This window comes from Stenotrophomonas forensis (assembly GCF_028752115.1).
GTDB lineage: Bacteria > Pseudomonadota > Gammaproteobacteria > Xanthomonadales > Xanthomonadaceae > Stenotrophomonas > Stenotrophomonas forensis.
The window spans coordinates 1121926-1138516 of the sequence record NZ_CP082270.1 but is presented as its reverse complement, the minus strand read 5'-3'; the positions used below and the strand labels follow the sequence as shown (position 1 = coordinate 1138516).

Annotated in this window: 17 protein-coding genes; 10 read left to right on the top strand and 7 right to left on the bottom strand. The window is 67.7% G+C overall.

Annotated elements, in window-relative coordinates; genetic code table 11:
• The first annotated feature begins 34 nt into the window (after positions 1 to 34).
• A complete protein-coding gene (locus tag K5L94_RS05375; RefSeq protein WP_274512127.1) occupies positions 35 to 1033 on the top strand; it encodes a polyprenyl synthetase family protein in 999 nt (332 codons plus the stop codon).
• Positions 1034 to 1109: 76 nt separating this feature from the next.
• On the opposite strand, the gene K5L94_RS05370 is transcribed toward K5L94_RS05375, so the two are convergent.
• Positions 1110 to 1895, bottom strand: a complete 786-nt coding sequence (locus K5L94_RS05370; RefSeq protein WP_164085632.1) for a dienelactone hydrolase family protein — start codon at positions 1893 to 1895, stop codon at positions 1110 to 1112.
• 131 nt (positions 1896 to 2026) lie between these two features.
• On the opposite strand from K5L94_RS05370, the gene K5L94_RS05365 reads away from it, so the two are divergent.
• The gene (locus tag K5L94_RS05365) at positions 2027 to 2620 is read left to right on the top strand and encodes an SMI1/KNR4 family protein (RefSeq protein ID WP_274512124.1); all 594 of its coding nucleotides are present in this window, start codon (positions 2027 to 2029) and stop codon (positions 2618 to 2620) included.
• A 60-nt stretch (positions 2621 to 2680) separates the two neighbouring features.
• On the opposite strand, the gene murD is transcribed toward K5L94_RS05365, so the two are convergent.
• The 3 genes from murD to K5L94_RS05350 form a co-directional block, all read right to left on the bottom strand.
• Positions 2681 to 4090 (bottom strand): UDP-N-acetylmuramoyl-L-alanine--D-glutamate ligase, encoded by a 1410-nt coding sequence (gene murD, locus K5L94_RS05360; protein ID WP_274512122.1) that lies wholly within the window; start codon positions 4088 to 4090, stop codon positions 2681 to 2683.
• Entirely contained in the window at positions 4071 to 5423 is a 1353-nt protein-coding gene (gene murL, locus K5L94_RS05355) for a UDP-N-acetyl-alpha-D-muramoyl-L-alanyl-L-glutamate epimerase (protein WP_274512121.1), read from the bottom strand. The genes murD and murL overlap by 20 nt, the downstream gene beginning before the upstream one ends.
• A gap of 76 nt (positions 5424 to 5499) precedes the next feature.
• Positions 5500 to 8094: a bifunctional aspartate kinase/diaminopimelate decarboxylase gene (locus tag K5L94_RS05350; protein ID WP_274512120.1), complete on the bottom strand. Its 2595-nt coding sequence runs from the start codon at positions 8092 to 8094 to the stop codon at positions 5500 to 5502.
• A 75-nt stretch (positions 8095 to 8169) separates the two neighbouring features.
• On the opposite strand from K5L94_RS05350, the gene K5L94_RS05345 reads away from it, so the two are divergent.
• Both K5L94_RS05345 and K5L94_RS05340 read left to right on the top strand, forming a co-directional pair.
• The gene (locus K5L94_RS05345) at positions 8170 to 9045 is read left to right on the top strand and encodes a PhzF family phenazine biosynthesis protein (protein WP_053449046.1); all 876 of its coding nucleotides are present in this window, start codon (positions 8170 to 8172) and stop codon (positions 9043 to 9045) included.
• Positions 9046 to 9165: 120 nt separating this feature from the next.
• Complete coding sequence (locus tag K5L94_RS05340; protein WP_197607532.1) at positions 9166 to 10044, top strand: PhzF family phenazine biosynthesis protein; 879 nt, start codon at positions 9166 to 9168, stop codon at positions 10042 to 10044.
• Between the two features lie 94 nt (positions 10045 to 10138).
• On the opposite strand, the gene K5L94_RS05335 is transcribed toward K5L94_RS05340, so the two are convergent.
• Positions 10139 to 10570, bottom strand: a complete 432-nt coding sequence (locus tag K5L94_RS05335; RefSeq protein ID WP_006423346.1) for an OsmC family protein — start codon at positions 10568 to 10570, stop codon at positions 10139 to 10141.
• 371 nt (positions 10571 to 10941) lie between these two features.
• On the opposite strand from K5L94_RS05335, the gene K5L94_RS05330 reads away from it, so the two are divergent.
• From K5L94_RS05330 to K5L94_RS05315, 4 genes are all read left to right on the top strand, one after another.
• Positions 10942 to 11340 (top strand): HU family DNA-binding protein, encoded by a 399-nt coding sequence (locus tag K5L94_RS05330; protein ID WP_008264591.1) that lies wholly within the window; start codon positions 10942 to 10944, stop codon positions 11338 to 11340.
• 253 nt (positions 11341 to 11593) lie between these two features.
• A complete protein-coding gene (locus K5L94_RS05325) occupies positions 11594 to 11902 on the top strand; it encodes a DUF3861 family protein (RefSeq protein ID WP_053449044.1) in 309 nt (102 codons plus the stop codon).
• Positions 11903 to 11958: 56 nt separating this feature from the next.
• Positions 11959 to 12507 carry a hypothetical protein gene (locus K5L94_RS05320; protein WP_274512118.1) on the top strand — a complete coding sequence of 183 codons (549 nt, stop codon included), beginning with the start codon at positions 11959 to 11961 and terminating at the stop codon, positions 12505 to 12507.
• Between the two features lie 82 nt (positions 12508 to 12589).
• Positions 12590 to 13186 carry a YceB family lipoprotein gene (locus K5L94_RS05315; protein ID WP_274512116.1) on the top strand — a complete coding sequence of 199 codons (597 nt, stop codon included), beginning with the start codon at positions 12590 to 12592 and terminating at the stop codon, positions 13184 to 13186.
• Positions 13187 to 13224: 38 nt separating this feature from the next.
• Here the strand turns inward: K5L94_RS05315 and K5L94_RS05310 are convergent, their stop codons facing one another.
• Positions 13225 to 13767 carry a type 1 glutamine amidotransferase domain-containing protein gene (locus K5L94_RS05310; protein WP_053449042.1) on the bottom strand — a complete coding sequence of 181 codons (543 nt, stop codon included), beginning with the start codon at positions 13765 to 13767 and terminating at the stop codon, positions 13225 to 13227.
• Positions 13768 to 13942: 175 nt separating this feature from the next.
• On the bottom strand, positions 13943 to 14410 hold the full coding sequence (locus tag K5L94_RS05305; protein ID WP_012479369.1) for an SET domain-containing protein: 468 nt from the start codon (positions 14408 to 14410) through the stop codon (positions 13943 to 13945).
• A 210-nt stretch (positions 14411 to 14620) separates the two neighbouring features.
• Between K5L94_RS05305 and K5L94_RS05300 the strand changes: the two genes are divergently transcribed.
• Both K5L94_RS05300 and sufB read left to right on the top strand, forming a co-directional pair.
• Positions 14621 to 15076 carry an SUF system Fe-S cluster assembly regulator gene (locus K5L94_RS05300; RefSeq protein ID WP_008264567.1) on the top strand — a complete coding sequence of 152 codons (456 nt, stop codon included), beginning with the start codon at positions 14621 to 14623 and terminating at the stop codon, positions 15074 to 15076.
• 17 nt (positions 15077 to 15093) lie between these two features.
• Positions 15094 to 16569 carry a Fe-S cluster assembly protein SufB gene (gene sufB / locus K5L94_RS05295; RefSeq protein WP_006423171.1) on the top strand — a complete coding sequence of 492 codons (1476 nt, stop codon included), beginning with the start codon at positions 15094 to 15096 and terminating at the stop codon, positions 16567 to 16569.
• The last annotated feature ends 22 nt before the right edge of the window (positions 16570 to 16591 follow it).

Here is a 16591-nt window from a genome sequence, read left to right as displayed (position 1 = left end):
CTATAATCGGCGGTGAGCCTGAAAGCCTGATCGCATGACCATCACCGAAGACACCCGTCCCGCCCTGGGCCTGCCCCAGATCCAGTCGCTTGCCGCGGCCGACATGGCCGCCGTCGACGCCCTGATCCGGCGCCGCCTGTCCTCGGACGTCGTGCTGATCAACCAGATCGCCGACCACATCATTTCCGCCGGTGGCAAACGCCTGCGCCCGATGCTGGTGATGCTGGCCGGCCACGCTGTCGGCCACGCTGGCCCGGACCACCACCAGCTGGCGGCGATCATCGAGTTCATCCACACCTCCACCCTGCTGCATGACGACGTGGTGGACGAATCCAACCTGCGCCGTGGCCGCAGCACCGCCAACGCACTGTGGGGCAACGCGCCGAGCGTGCTGGTCGGCGACTTCCTGTACTCGCGCAGCTTCCAGCTGATGGTTGAACTGGAGCGCATGCCGGTGATGCAGATCCTGGCCGATGCCACCAACCGCATTGCCGAGGGTGAAGTGCTGCAGCTGCTGCACGTGCACAACCCAGATACCGACGAAGCCGCCTACCTGCGCGTGATCGAGCGCAAGACCGCGGTGCTGTTCGCTGCCGGCACCCGCCTGGGTGCGCTGGCCAGCGGTGTGGACGAAGCGACCCAGCAGGCCCTGTTCGACTATGGCATGCACCTGGGCTACGCCTTCCAGATCGCCGACGACGTGCTGGACTACTCGGCCAACGCCGACGAACTGGGCAAGAACCTCGGTGATGACCTGGCCGAAGGCAAGGCGACGCTGCCGCTGATCCACGCCATGGCCCACTCCGATGACGCCACCCGCGAGCGCCTGCGCGCGATCGTGCAGGACGGCGATGCCTCGGCGATGCCGGAAGTGCTGGCCGCGATCCGTGCTACCGGTGGCCTTGAGTACAGCCGCCGCCGTGCCGAGGAATACGCCGAAGCCGCCGAGCGCGCGCTCGATGGCCTGGCCGACAACGATGCGGTTGCCGCGCTGCGTGGCCTCGCACGCTACGCGGTGCAGCGCTCGCATTGATGCAGGCGTGCCGACCAACGGTCGGCACCTAGCGCCGCTGTGGGTGGGTGCCGACCGTTGGTCGGCACGCCTTTCTTTACAGGAAACGTTCCTCGAAGAACTCATCCAGCGCCTTCCACGCCCGCTTTGCCGCCCGTTCGTTGTATTGGCAGCCCGGCGGGCTGTTGGCATCGCGCTCGGCGAAGCAGTGCACCGCGCCGCTGTAGTTGGTGAATTCCCAGTCGACCTTGGCGGCGTTCATTTCCTTCTGGAAACCGGCGATGTCCTCGGCGGTCACGCTGGTGTCGTCGGCGCCGTTGAGCACCAGCACCGACGGGTGGCTGCCACCGGCCTGTGCCGGCAGTGGCGAACCCAATCCGCCGTGCAGGCTGACCACGCCGGCCAGCGGCGCACCGGCACGGGCCAGCTCCAGCACCGTGGTGCCCCCGAAGCAGAAGCCCACCGCACCGATCCGGCTGGCATCCAGCGGCACCTTGCCGGCCTGTGCCTTGAGCACGTTCACCGCCTCCAACGCGCGTGCGCGCAGCAGGGGCCGGTCGTTGCGCAGCTTGGTCGCCACCGGGCCGGCCTCGGCATCGGTCTTCGGCCGCACGCCCTTGCCGTAGACATCGGCCACCAGCACCACATAGTCATCGCCGGCCAGCTGCTTGGCCTTCTCGACCGCCGATTCGTTCACGCCTTTCCAGTTCGGCACCATCACCAGGCCCGGGCGCTTGTCGTGCTCGCCATCGTCATAGACCAGCACACCACTGAAGGTCGTACCCTGGTGCTTCCATTCCACCGGCTGCGTCTTCATCGCCGCCCACGCCGGCATCGCCGCCAGCCCCAGCATCACCGCCACACCGCATCGCCAACGATTCATGCGCCTGCTCCGCAAAAAAGGGGACGGAGGGGATTAAGCCGTATTCACCCCTCCCACGTCGCATTCTGCATTGGCGACGTGACGCAGGTGTGGTTGGATACGACTTAATCCCCTCCGTCCCTTTTTTCTGCATGAACCTTGCTGATCGCTTTCTGTCCGGACTGATCCCACGCCTGGCTGCCGATGACGCCCCCCAGTGGGCCCATGTCCGGGGCGCCAGCGCCGACGACCTGCAGCGCCTGCGCGCGCAATGGCCACAGGTGCCGGACAGCCTGGTGGTACTGCTGTCGCGCGTGGATGGCACCCACTTCCGCGACTACCCCGGTGGCGAGGTCTGTGTACTGATGCTCGGCTCGGACGTGGAAGACGGCGGCTATCCGTACTACCTGCGCTCAGTCGCACAGATCTTCGAAGACCAGCAGCAGTGGGACGACAGCATCCGCTCGATCTACGAGGAATGGCTGGATGACGAGCCGGAAATCCTCGGCGATGGCATCGATGCCGACCTGCCGATGAGTCGCCGCCTGTGCTTCTCGCACTGCATGAACAACGGCGGCACCTCGATGCTGTACCTGGATTTCGATCCCGCGCCGGGTGGCTGCGTGGGCCAGGTGGTGCGCTACCTGCACGACCCGGACAGCTACGCGGTGATCGCGCCCAGCTTCGATGCGTACCTGCAACAGCTGATCGACGGCGACTACGCGTTCATCGAAGACGAACAGTAGATCCACGCCATGCGTGGATGAATTTCTGCGGAGGTTGCCGGCCAGCGGCCGGCACTACCTTCAAGCGATGCCCAGGCCCGGAATCGCGCTGATGGTGTCCGGATCGAAGCCGGCCAGTTCGGCGAAATGGCGGCCACGCGCCACATAATCGCGGTAGGCGCCGAAGCTCGGTGCGCCCGGCGACAGCAACACCACGCCGCCCTGCTCGCCCAGCGCCGTGCGTGCCAGCGCCATCGCCTCCGGCAGATCAGCGGCCGCGTGCAGGCCGAAGCGACCGGTATGGGCCAGCGGTTGCAGCATCGCGTGGATGCGCGGGCCGTTGCTGCCCATGGTCACGATTTCCACCGGCGGCACGTCATGCGCCATGTGCTGCATGAAATCGGTCCAGTCCAGGCCACGGTCGTGTCCGCCCACCAGCAGCGCGATGCGCTGGCCGGCAAAGCATTCCAGCGCCGCCAGGCTGGCATGCGGCGTGGTGCTGATCGAATCGTTGACGTAGGTCAGGCCATCGGCCGCACCGATGCGCTGCAGGCGGTTCGGCAGCGGGCGGAAATCCTGCACCGCCGGTGCCAGCGCCACGGCGTCGAGACCCAGCGCTTCCAGCGCGGCCAGCACCGCGCACAGGTTGCCGCGGTTGTGGCGGCCCGGCAGTGGCGTGTTGCGGGTATCAAACACGGCCTGCTCGCCCCGGTGCACGACATCGCCGCGCATGTGCCAGCCCTGCGGCTGGTTGAACCAGACCACCTCGCTGTCGGGCAGCGACAGCGCGGCCAGGTGCGGATCGGCGGCATTGAGCACGGCGATGCGCGGCGCGGCTTCGGTGACCAGCCGCAGCTTGTCTTCGATGTAACGCTGCTCGCTGCCGTGCCAGTCCAGATGCTCCGGGAACAGATTCAGCACCACCGCCACCTGCGGATGGGCGCCACTGCGCGCCACTTCGCCGGTCTGGTAGCTGGACAGCTCGACGGCCCAGTACTCGGGCGCCGGCTGCGGGTCCAGCACTTCCAGCAGCGGCAGGCCGATGTTGCCGACCAGGCCGGTGCGATGCCCCGCCGCGCGCAGCAGGTGCGCGACCAGCGCGGTGGTGGTGCTCTTGCCCTTGGTGCCGGTCACGCACACGGTGTCGTGCACGATGCCGTCGTCGGCCGCGTGTTCGGCAAACCACAGCGCGGTGCCGCCGATGAAAGACGTGCCCTGCTCCGCCGCCGCCAGCGCAATCGGCTGGTAAGGGCTGATGCCGGGCGACTTGATCACCACATCGAACGCCGCCAGCGCTTCGGCCGAAGGCTCACCACGCACGTCCAGCGCGCCCTGCGTTTCCGTCCGCGCGGCCTCGGCTTCAGCAGCCGGACAGAACAGGCTCAGCGGCAGCGACGGCAGCCGCTCGCGCAGCACCGCGAAAGCCGCACGGCCCTCACGGCCCCAGCCCCACAGCGCAACGCGCTTTCCCTCAAGCTTCGAAATCTTCACGCACCCGTTCCCACAGCGCAGCCGGGACACGATGCTCGCCCTGCAGCTGCAGCAGCGGCGCCAGTGCCAGTTCGGCGGCGTCCAGCTGCGGCTGGATCTCGTTGCAGAAGCGCTTCACCAGCACGTCTTCCTTCCATTCCGGGCGCTGCGCCAGCGTCGCCATCGCCGCACGCGATTCGCGGCCTTCGCCCACGCACTCGAACGGCTTGTGGTCCTGGAATTCCAGCAGCGCGTCGAAGCCACCGGCCTGCTCGGCATCATCCAGCAGGTTGCGGCCGAAGATGCGCACCAGGCGTGTCTTGGGCATGAAGGGGGCCAGCGCCAGGAACACGAAGTGGCACTTCGGGCAGACGCCGCACCAGCGGTTCACCGGGCGCTCGCCGAGGATGTGGAAGTTGCGGTTGCAGCTGGAGAAGTGCGCGTCGTAGAAATCGGTCTTGGCGAACTGGCGGGCCACCGCCAGCTCCGACATCGGCCGCAGCAGCGAGTAGTAGTGCAGGTCCGCAGCGACGTGCTTCTGCACGTGGCTGCCGAACGCCTGCTCGAACGCCCAGCCCTTGGACCACTGGTGGTTCACTTCGCCGGTGCCCGGAATCTGGCTGCCGTAGCTGGCCGAACGCTCGTTGGAGAACACCACCTGGTCCACGCCCTGCAGCAGCGCGGCCAGCACCATGATCGCCGAGTTCACCGCGGTGACCGGGATATGGCCGTTCCAGGCGCCCTGGCGGTTGAGTTCGAACAGTTCCGGCGCCAGCGCGCGGCCCAGATTGAGGGTCGGCAGGCCGGTGCGCTCGGCGCAGGCGCGGATCAGCTGCGAACCACCGATCCAGGTCACCGTCTCGTCCACGCCGGCACGGCGCAGCGCTTCGATGCTCACCAGCGAATCCTTGCCGCCGCCGATGGCCACCAGCGCATGCGGCTGCAGGCCCAGCACCGGCGCCTGCACCGCTTCGCCCTGCACCGGCAGGCGGAAGCGCCCGCGCAGGTTCAGGCCGTTGCGGTAGGCGAACTCGCCCAGGCCGTTGAGGTAGACCGTCTCCACCAGCGCTGCGGTATCGGCATCGATGGCATAGCTGTCGATGCTGACCGTTTCCGGCACGCCCGCCTTGTAGTAGCTGACACCGGCAATCAGGTGCAGCAGCTGCAGTGCGCGCTGCACCGCGGCGGCACGCGCGTCGTCCAGTACGAACGGGGCGCCGGGCACGGTAATGGTTTCCACCATCTCCGGGCCGTCATCGAAGGCGTAAACCAGCTTGGCCACGCCGGTATCCGCGGCGAATTCGCAGCGGACGAAGCGGAAGCGGGAAACCTGGTGTTTGTCGAAAGCAGTCATGGTGTTTCCGGTCAGGCACGGACCCGCGCGCGGGCGCGGGGCGTGTCGGTGGGCGGGTGCAGGGCGCGGGTGGTGATCACTCGATCACGTCTTCGCGCGGCATCGCCCGCTGGTTGTAGGTGTTGGACATCACATAGCCATAGGCACCGGCGTCGGCGATCAGCATCACATCGTCCGGCGCAGTGGACACCGGCAGCTTGCGGCGCTTGCCGAACACATCGCTGGATTCGCAGATCGGGCCGACCACATCGAACGCCGCCTCGGCATAGCCGCCCTGGCGGCTGAGGTTCTCGATGTCATGCCAGGCGTCATACAGCGCCGGGCGCATCAGGGTGTTCATGCCGGCATCCAGGCCGACGCGGCGCACGCCGTCCTTTTCCACCACCTGGGTGGCATGGGTCAGCAGTACGCCCGATTCGGCCACCAGGTAGCGGCCCGGCTCGATCGCCAGGCGGAACGCCGGGTGCAGCGCCTTCACTTCGGCCAGGCCCTCGGCCCAGGCATCCAGGTCGAACGGCTCGTCTTCGTCGCTGTACGGAATCGGCAGGCCGCCACCGATGTCGATGGTCTGCACGCTGCCGATGCGGCGGGCGAAACCGGCCAGCTCATCGCACATCAGGCGCCAGTGCTGCGCGGTTTCCACGCCGCTGCCCAGGTGCGCGTGCAGGCCGACCACGCGGGTACCCAGGTCGGTGGCGGTGCGCACGAACTCATCCACGCGCGCCATCGGCAGGCCGAACTTGGAATCCTTGCCGCCGGTACGGACCTTGGCATGGTGGCCTTCACCACGGCCGAGATCGACGCGCAGCCACAGCTCGCGGTTGCGGAACAGGTCCGGCCAGCGCTGCAGTGCTTCAACGTTGTCGACGGTGACGGTCACGCCCAGCGCAAACGCCGCTTCGTACTCGCTGCGCGGGCAGAAGCTGGGGGTGAACAGCACGCGCTTGGGCGACAGCTCCGGCAGGTGCTGGAACACATGCTTCAACTCGCCGTGCGAGACACATTCCAGGCCGAAGCCTTCCGCCTCCAGCAGCTGCAGGATGGTCGGGTGGCTGTTGGCCTTGATCGCGTAGTAGCGCTGGTCGATCGGCTTGATCGCGGCCAGCGCGCGGGCGCGGGCGCGCACCGTCGGCAGGTGGTAGACGTAGCGCGGCGTACCGGCATCGGCCAGCTGCAGCAGGTGCGCACGCTGGCCGCGCCACCACGGCGTGCCACGCGGGCGCACGGTGCCGGCGATCTCGCGCCAGCGCGGGCCGAACACTTCGGTCTCTTCCACCGGCATCGCGCCGCTGTCGATCAGCTCGGCATGCAGGATCGGCAGCAGGCCATCGGCATCGGCTTCGTCGATGACGAAGGTCAGGTTCAGGTCGTTGGACGACTGCGAGATCATGTGAACGCGCTCGCGGCCGAACGTGGCCCACACGTCCGACAGCTTGTGCAGCAGCGAACGCATGCCACGGCCGACCAGGGTGATGGCCGCGCACGGCACGATCACCTTCACCTTGCAGATCTGCGACAGGTCGGCCGACAGCGCGGCCAGCACATCGGTGTTGACCAGGTTCTCGGACGGGTCCAGCGATACGGTGACGTTGGTCTCGGCCGAACCGATCAGGTCCACCGACAGGCCATGCTTCTTGAACAGGCCGAACACATCGGCCAGGAAGCCGACCTGCTGCCACATGCCGATGCCTTCCATCGACACCAGCACGATGCCGTTGCGGCGGCTGATCGCCTTCACGCCCGGCACCGGAGCCGCACTGCCATCGATGCTGGTACCCGGCAGCTGCGGGCGCTCGGTATCGAGGATGGCCATCGGCACGCCGGCGTCACGGCACGGCTTGATCGAGCGCGGGTGCAGCACCTTGGCGCCGGTGGTGGCGATTTCCTGTGCTTCGTAATAGTCCAGGCGGGTCAGCAGGCGCGCGTCCGGCACATCCTTGGGGTTGGCGCTGAACATGCCCGGCACGTCGGTCCAGATTTCCACGCGGCTGGCGCCGAGCAACGCGCCGAAGTACGCCGCCGAGGTGTCCGAGCCACCGCGACCGAGAATGGCGGTACCGCCGTCGGCATGCCGCGAGATGAAGCCCTGGGTGATCAGCAGGCGGGTCGGCTGCGCGCGGAAGCGCTGCATCCAGTCTGCGTCCGCGCGCCACTGGCAGTTCACCGACAGCCGCTGCGACCAGTCGCTCTGGTTCGGCTGCGGCGGCATCGCGTCCAGCCACTGGCGGGCATCCATCCAGCCCATGTCCAGGCCCGAGGCGTGCAGATAGGCCGCGCCCAGCGTGGAGGACAGCAGCTCGCCCTGGCCCAGCACGTCGGCCTGCCAGTCCAGCGGGCGGGTGGCCGCACGCGGATCATCCAGCAGGCCCTGCAGCGCGGCCAGGCGCTCGGCCAGCACCTCGCGGCCCAGGCCCAGCTCGACCAGGAAGCCCTCGTGGCGCTCGACCAGTGCCGCCACGCGGTCGCGGCTGTCCGGCGCACCGTCGGCGATCGCGGTCAGTTCGTTGGTGACCCCGGACAGCGCCGAGACCACCACCAGCACGCGCGAACCGGTTTCTTCCGCACGTTTTTTCGCCAGCTTCCCGATCGTGTCCCAGCGGTGGCGACGCGACACCGAGGTGCCGCCGAACTTCAGTACGATCCAACGATCGACAAGGGGGGAAGCTGACATGGATAGGCTATGTGTAATGTGGGGGAGCCGCCCGAGGGGGCGGAACCTTCGATTCTAAGCCCAATGGACCCGCCGATGGCCGCCTTCCGCTACCTGCAGCTCGATGTCTTCGCCCCCCACCCCGGCAGCGGCAATCCGCTGGGCGTGGTGCTGGGCGCCGATGGGCTCTCCAGCGCCCGCATGCAGGCCCTTGCCGCCTGGCTGAACCTGTCCGAGACGGTGTTCTTCCTGCCGCCCAGCGCCCCCGGCGCCGACTACCACATCCGCATCTTCACCCCGAACAGCGAACTGCCATTCGCCGGCCACCCCAGCGTGGGCGCGGCCTGGGCTGCAGTCACCTGCGGCCTGGCAACGCCGCGCGACGGCGGCGCGCTGGTCCAGCAATGCGCGGCCGGCCTGCTGCCGGTGCGGGTGAGTGGCGCGGCCGCGGCGCCGACCATCGAACTGGCCAGCCCGCCGGCACAGCGCCTGCCGACCGACCCGGGCCAGGTGCCCGGGCCGCTGTTGGCGCTGGCAGCCGCCGGGCATGCGCCCGAACTGTGGGACAACGGCCCGCGCTGGTGGCTGCTGCCGCTGCGCGACGCCGCCGCCGTGCGCGGACTGGCCCCGGACATGGCCGCCCTGCGCGACTGGACCAATGCCACTGGCGCAACCGGCGTCGCGGTATTCGCCGACGAAGCCGCAACGGACCATGCCCGCGTCGTGCGCGCGTTCTGCCCCGGCGATGCGGTGAACGTGCCCGAGGACCCGGTCACCGGCAGCGCCAATGCGCTGATCGGTGCTTGGTTGCGCGAGCGCGTCGTGCTGCCCGGCGGCAGCGGCGCCTATGTCGCCAGCCAGGGCCGCGAAGTCGGCCGCGACGGCCGCGTCCATGTCCGCGTGGATGCCGACAGCACGGTGTGGATCGGCGGCCAGGTGCAGCCGGTGATCGACGGCCAGATCAGCTGGTAACGCCGAAAGAGGGGACGGAGGGAATCAAGTCGTTTGTGGCACAAGCGACTTGATTCCCTCCGTCCCCTTTTTCGTGTGCCGCGCTACCCTATGCCGCCTGTTTACTGGAGTTCCTGCCTGATGTCCGCACGACGTTTCCTGCAGCTGGATGTGTTCTCCCCGCGTGCCGGCGCCGGCAATCCGTTGGCCGTGGTGCTCGATGCCGAAGGCCTCGACGATGCCAGCATGCAGGCCATCGCACGCTGGACTCGCCTGCCCGAGACCACCTTCGTGTTTCCGGCGCAGGCGGCAGGCACCAGCTACCGGCTGCGCATGTTCAGCCCGCAGAAGGAAGTGCCGTTCGCCGGCCATCCCAGCGTCGGTACCGCGCATGCGGTGCTGCAGGCAGGCCTGGCAGCGCCGGTCGACGGCGTGCTGGTGCAGGACGGCATCGCGGGCGCCCTGCCCCTGCGCGTCAGCGGCGAAGGCGCGCAGCAGCGCATCGCCATCCGTACCCCGCGGGCACAGCTGGCCGAGACCACCGTGGCCAGCGATCCCCGCCTGCAGGCCGCGCTGAAGGGCTGGCCGCTGGGCACGCTGCCGCCGGCCCGCATGCAGGGCGGGCGCAGCTGGTGGGTGGTGCAGGTGGCCGATGAAGCCGCGTTGCGCGCCCTGCATCCGGAGTGGGATGCGGTGGCCGCGCTGGCCGAATCCACCGACAGCATGGGCGTGTTCGCTTATGCGTTCAGCGATGGCAACGAGGGATTCGATCTGGCCGTGCGCGCCTTCGTCGGCAACGGCCGTCGCTTCGAGGACGCGGCCTCGGGTGCCGCCAACGCGGTGCTGGCGGCATGGCTGGACCTGCGCGATGCACTTCCGCATGGCCGCGCACCGTTCGAAGTCAGCCAGGGCCGCGAAGTCGGCCACGATGCGCGCCTGACCCTGCGGGTCGATGAAGACGGCGAGGTCTGGTCGGGGGGCCAGGTGCAGACGGTGATTGCCGGCACCATTGATTGGTAGAGCCGGCCGCTGGCCGGCTGTTACCTGGACCTTGACATCATGCGGTTGCCGGCCAGCGGCCGGCACTACCGCAACCCTCCCGGCCCGCGAATTCTCAGCCCAGCTCGGCTTCCAGGCTGATCGGCACTGCGCTCAGCGCCTTGGACACCGGGCAGTTCTGCTTGGCGTCATCGGCGATGGCACGGAACTGTGCGGCGTCGATGCCCGGCACCACTGCCTTCACCTTCAGCCGGATCTGCGACAGCTGCGGGCCGCCTTCCAGCGACAGGTCGACCTTGGCTTCGGTGTCCAGCGAGGTCGGGGTGAAGCCCGCTTCGCCCAGCTTGGCCGACAGCGCCATGGTGAAACAGCCGGCATGCGCGGCGGCGATCAGTTCTTCCGGATTGGTCCCTTTCTCGTCGCCAAAACGGCTGTTGAAGCCGTAGCGGGTCTTGTCCAGCAGCCCACTCTGCGGCGTGCTCAACAGTCCCTTGCCCGACTTCAGATCGCCTTCCCAGTGCGCGGTGGCGTGTCGCGAGATTCCCATATGCTGCTCCTGCGTGGCGGTGATGAACGGCCACCCTCGCATGGACCGCGTTATCCCTGCGTCGCTCCGCCGCATGCCAATCGTCCGCCGGAAACCGGGCAACTGGACACTTCCTCACCAGCCCGACCTGCATTTTCCCCTTGTTTTCAGTGGTTTCGCACACCCCCCCGGTGATCGGGAAGCGCCCACCCGGCACGCCAGGACGGCCCCATTCCCCGCCACCGGCCATGTACTGAATCGGCCTGGATATGAAAAAACATGCACTTTCCGCGCTTCGGGCTATTGGCGGCGCCCGAGAGTTGCCCTACATTGCGCTTGCCGACGGGGTTCGGCGCCGACCAAACAACCAACCGTTCACGGAACAGGAAACCATGGCAAAGACCGCTAAGAAGGCTGCCCCGAAGAAGGCAGTGAAGAAAGTCGCTACGAAGGCAGCCGCCAAGCCGGCCGCTCCGAAGCCGATCAAGGAAGTGCTGACCAAGTCCGGCCTGGTTGCACACATCGCTGAAGCCTCCGGCGTCGTCGCCAAGGACGTCCGCGCTGTGCTGGCCTCGCTGGAAAGCGCCGTCGCCTCCTCGGTGCACAAGAAGGGCGCAGGCTCCTTCACCCTGCCGGGCCTGCTGAAGATCACCACCGTCAACGTGGCAGCCAAGCCGAAGCGCAAGGGCATCAACCCGTTCACCAAGGAAGAGCAGTGGTTCGCTGCCAAGCCGGCCACCACCAAGCTGAAGGTGCGTCCTCTGAAGAAGCTGAAGGACGCCGCGCTGTAAGCGCGCGCCCCAACGCGGACTCCGACGGGACGGCTCTGGCCGTCCCGTTTTTTTTGCCCGCGCCCGCGCCCGCAACACAGCGTTGCCGGATCCCGGGAAATACGCGTCCAGGCCCGCCACCATTGACCGGGCGCGGTCGGGTCCAGGCCCGGAACGTACCGGGTGGAACACTGCGTGCAGCGCCGGCCGTCGCCGTCGGCCGCGGGCTTGCCTATCGTGGGCCCATCCTCCACTGCTACGGCGAGCACCCCTCATGGCCAGCCCCTCCACCCGCTACCGGATCTCGGTGACCCCCATCGAAAAGGACGGGTTGCAGTGCACCGGGCGCTGCACCATCGAACTGGAACACCGCGCCAGCCGCGACCTGATGCGCCTGCTGGAAGCTGCACCGCGTACGGCCGGCATCAGCGGCGACGAGCGCGCCACCCTGGTGATCGCCAGCCAGCTGCTGCGCGACATCGTGCAGCGTCACGCCGCGACCGACGGCCACGCGCTGGCAGCCATCGCCGCACAGGTGCTGCCGGCACTGGACGCGCTGGACCAGCTGCCTTCCTCACGCTGACCGCCGCGCACTCGATACACTGGCGCTCTCACGGTTGCCTCGGGGAGGAGGCAGGCATGCGCTGTATCCTGTTGTTGATTGCGCCCCTGGCGCTGCTGGGCTGTTCGCGGCCGGCAGCCGCACCGGATGCGGCACCTGCCGCGATACCGGCCAGCACCGATCAGCCGTCGAACGCGTCGCCAACCGCAGTGCCCGGCGGCGACCCACCGGCTGCGCAATCGCCTTCGGTCGACCCGCTGTTCGCTGCGGTGGCCCCCGATGCCGAGCCGCCCTCGGTGATGCTCAACCGCTACGTGCGCGCACTTCTCAATCGCGATCGCCGCGCCAGTGATGCGGCATGGACCTTCCCACCCGGCGATGCCCGGCATGCCGACGACGCCGCGCTGCGCCAGCTGCAGGATGTACGCACGCTTCACCTGCGCAGCAGCACGCCGATTGCCCGCAGCCCGGCACAGCCCGCTCAGCTGCTGGAGGTGCCGGTGCAGGTGCGTGCGGTCACCGCCAACGGCACCTTCCATTTCAGCGGCTGGTACCGCGTGCAGCCCAGCAGCGACGGTCGCGCCTGGCAGATCCAGTCGGCGCACCTGCAGCCAACGCTGGACTGAACCGTTGCAGCCGCATGCACGCACGATTCAGCCGGCGCGGCTACTCTTTCTCCCATCCATTCCAGAGCCACCGGTCACTGCCATGCGCCTGCGTTCCCTGATGACCCGCCTCGCCGCCTCCACCGTGCTGATCGCTGCCGCGATCGGTGCGCAGGCCGCCCCCTCCATTTCTGGCCGCGAACTGTCGGTGGGTGCCAACGACGTGCAGCAGTACCTCGACGGCAGCTTCCCGCGCACCCAGGACGCGCTGGGCGGCCTGATCGCCCTGACCATGAGCCACCCGCAACTGAGCCTGCCGGCCGGCGAACGCTTGAACCTGGGCATGGACGTGGCACTGGCCACCGCCGGCGGCAACCCGGCCAAGCTGGGCACGGTGAAGCTCAGCAGCGGCCTGCGCTATGACGCACAGACCCAGGGCTTCCACCTGCAGCAGCCGAGCGTGGATGACTTCACCCCGGCCAACCAGGGTGGCCGTCTCGATTCGCGCACCCGTGGTCTGCTCAATGCCTGGCTGAGCGACTACGCCCAGCGCGAGCCCATCTACAAGCTGGACCCGGCCATGGCCGGCGTGCTGGGCGCGCTGCAGGTGCAGTCGGCACAGGTGAAGAACGGCAAGCTGGTGGTCACCTTCAACCAGAACCTGGGCAACCTGGTGCCGGCCGGCATCCTCGGCAAATAAGGGTAGTGCCGGCCGCTGGCCGGCACCCTCGTCAATCATCACGCCACCAGCGCTTTCACTACCGCCTCGCTGAAAGCCGGAATGTCATCCGGCTTGCGGCTGGTGATCACATTGCCATCCACCACGACCTCGGCGTTGCGCCACTTGGCGCCGGCATTGGCGAGGTCCTGCTGCAGGGATGGCCACGACGTCAGCTCGCGTCCATCGGCCAGGCCGCTGTTGATCAACAGCCACGGACCATGGCAGATGGCGGCAACGGGCTTGCCGGCCTCGGCGACGCTGCGGATGAAACCCAGCGCCGCCTCGTCGGTGCGCAGCGTGTCCGGATTGATGACGCCACCGGGCAGCACCACGGCATCAAAGCGGCCGGCATCGGCCTCGTCCAGCGGCAGGTCTACCGCCACCACGCCACCCCAGTCCTTGTCTTTCCAGCCCTTGATGGTCGCCTCCTTCGCAGGCGATACCACGCTGACGCGTGCGCCTTCCGCCTCCAGGAGGCGCTTGGGTTCGGTCAGTTCGGACTGTTCGAAGCCGTGCGTGGCAAGGATGGCAATCTGCTTGCCGCTGAGACGCTGAGCCATGTCGGATGCTCCATCGAAAGGAGCGGACAGCGTGCGTGAGGAGCCATTGAACGGCGGTGACCCGACCGTGCACGGCAGGTGGAGAGGCCCCCTGTAGAGTCGAGCCACGCTCGACTCCACCGGGCCGCGGGCAACGGCAGAAGCAGTCGAGCATGGCTCGACTCTACAGACCCGGTCAGCGCTTGGGCTGCAGCATGGTGCCGGTGCACTTGGGCGAACCGCAGCGGCACTCCCAGATCTTCTTCAGCTTCGCGGTGTGGCGCTCGGCCAGGGTGATCCCGTAGTTGTAGGTCAGCTCTTCGCCGGCCTTGATATCGCGCAGGGCCTCGATGAATACCTTGTCGCCACGGCTGTCGCCGTCCTCGTCCTCCTCGATCACCGCCTCGCAGTTCGGGTCGCAGCTGTGGTTGATCCAGCGTGCGTCGTTGCCCTTGTAGTTGGCATCGATCACCCAGTCATCGTTGAGGGTGAACAGGAAGGTATGGCCGCTTTCGACGTCGCCGCTGTCATCGGCATCAACGTCGCCGTGGCTGCGCAGCAGGCCCTTGTACTGGATCACGCGCTCGCCCTGCTTGATCGGGGCCACGGCGAACACGCCGTTGCCATGGATGGCGGACTTGCGGGCTTGGATCTTCTTCGGCATCGGCACGGGCTGTTTGCAGCGAATGGAACGGGGATTCTCGCCCATTCCGGGTGATTGCGAAAATCACCCCATTGGCGCAGCATTGCGCCCTGGCAACGGCCCCGGTGTCTCCCTCCCGGCCTGGCCCCAGCGCCGGCTGAATGCCCGGCTTGGATGGCGGCGAATAAAAGCGTACAATTTCAGTCCGCTTTAAGAACCACTCGCATCCCCATGTTGCGCGTCACCAAACTCACCGATTACGCCACCGTCGTGCTGACCGTGCTTGCCGCCCGTCCGGGCGAGGTGCTCAGTGCCACCGAGCTGGCCGAATTCACCGGTCTGGAGCCGCCCACCGTCAGCAAGGTGCTCAAGCCGCTGGCCCAGGCCGGCCTGGTCGAGGGCCTGCGCGGTGTCCGCGGTGGCTACCGCCTGACCCGCCCGGCCCTCGAGATCTCGCTGTTCGAAGTGGTGGAGGCAATGGAAGGGCCGCTGGCCCTGACCGAATGCAGCCACGACCACCACCAGTGCGGCATGGCGCCCAAATGCGGTGCACGCAGCAGCTGGCGGCTGATCAACGACGTGGTCTCCGAGGCCCTGCGCGACGTCACCCTTGCGCAGATCCTGCCCCCCCTCCCCCTTGCCGATGACGAACAGCGCCGCACCATCGCTGTCGACGTCGTCTCCTGATCCGTAGGCAGCCCCCCATGGCCACCGAAACCATCGAAAACGTCGCCCACGACGACACCCCCAACCGCGAGATCCACGAGCAGCTCGGCCGCAAGTATTCGGCCGGATTCATCACCGAGATCGAGTCGGACTCCCTGCCGCCGGGCCTGGACGAGGACACCATCCGTGCCCTGTCGGCCAAGAAGGAAGAGCCGGAGTGGATGACGCAGTGGCGCCTGGACGCCTACCGCCACTTCCTGACCATGCCGATGCCGGACTGGGCCAAGCTGGAGATCGCGCCGATCGACCTGCAGGCGCTCAGCTACTACTCCGCGCCGAAGGGCCCGAAGTACGCCTCGCTGGATGACGTGCCCAAGGAACTGCTCGACACCTACGACAAGCTGGGCGTGCCGCTGCACGAGCGCGCCAAGCTGGCCGGCGTGGCGGTGGACGCGGTGTTCGACTCGGTGTCCGTCGGGACCACCTTCCGCAAGGAACTGGCCGAGAAGGGCATCATCTTCTGCTCGATGTCCGAGGCCATCAAGGAGCACCCGGAACTGGTGCGCCAGTACCTGGGCACCGTGGTGCCGGTGGGCGACAACTACTTCGCCGCGCTCAACTCGGCGGTGTTCTCCGATGGCAGCTTCGTGTTCATTCCCAAGGGCGTGCGCTGCCCGATGGAACTGAGCACCTACTTCCGCATCAACGCCGGCCACACCGGCCAGTTCGAGCGCACCTTGATCGTGTGCGAAGACAAGGCCTACGTGTCCTACCTGGAAGGCTGCACCGCGCCGATGCGCGATGAGAACCAGCTGCACGCCGCCGTGGTCGAGCTGGTGGCGCTGGAAGACGCGGAGATCAAGTACTCCACCGTGCAGAACTGGTACCCGGGCGACGAGAACGGCGTCGGCGGCATCTACAACTTCGTCACCAAGCGTGCCGAATGCCGTGGCGCGCGCAGCAAGGTCACCTGGACCCAGGTCGAGACCGGCTCGGCGATCACCTGGAAGTACCCGTCCTGCGTGCTGCTGGGCGACGACTCGGTGGGCGAGTTCCACTCGGTGGCCCTGACCCACCACCGCCAGCAGGCCGACACCGGCACCAAGATGATCCACGTCGGCAAGCGCACCAAGAGCAAGATCGTCAGCAAGGGCATCAGCGCCGGCCGCGGCCAGAACACCTACCGCGGCCTGGTCAAGGTCGACCGCAACGCCGATGGCGCGCGCAACTACACCCAGTGCGATTCGCTGCTGATCGGCAAGCAGTGCGGCGCCCATACCTTCCCCTACATCGAGGTGAAGAACCCGGGCGCCACCGTCGAGCACGAGGCCACCACCTCCAAGATCTCCGACGACCAGCTGTTCTACTGCCGCGCCCGTGGCATCAGCCAGGAAGACGCGGTGTCGATGATCGTCGACGGCTTCTGCAAGCAGGTGTTCCGCGAGCTGCCGATGGAATTCGCAGTGGAAGCCAAGAAGCTGCTGGAAGTCTCGCTGGAAGGCTCGGTGGGCTGACCGCCCGCCCCGCTCCTCGCAA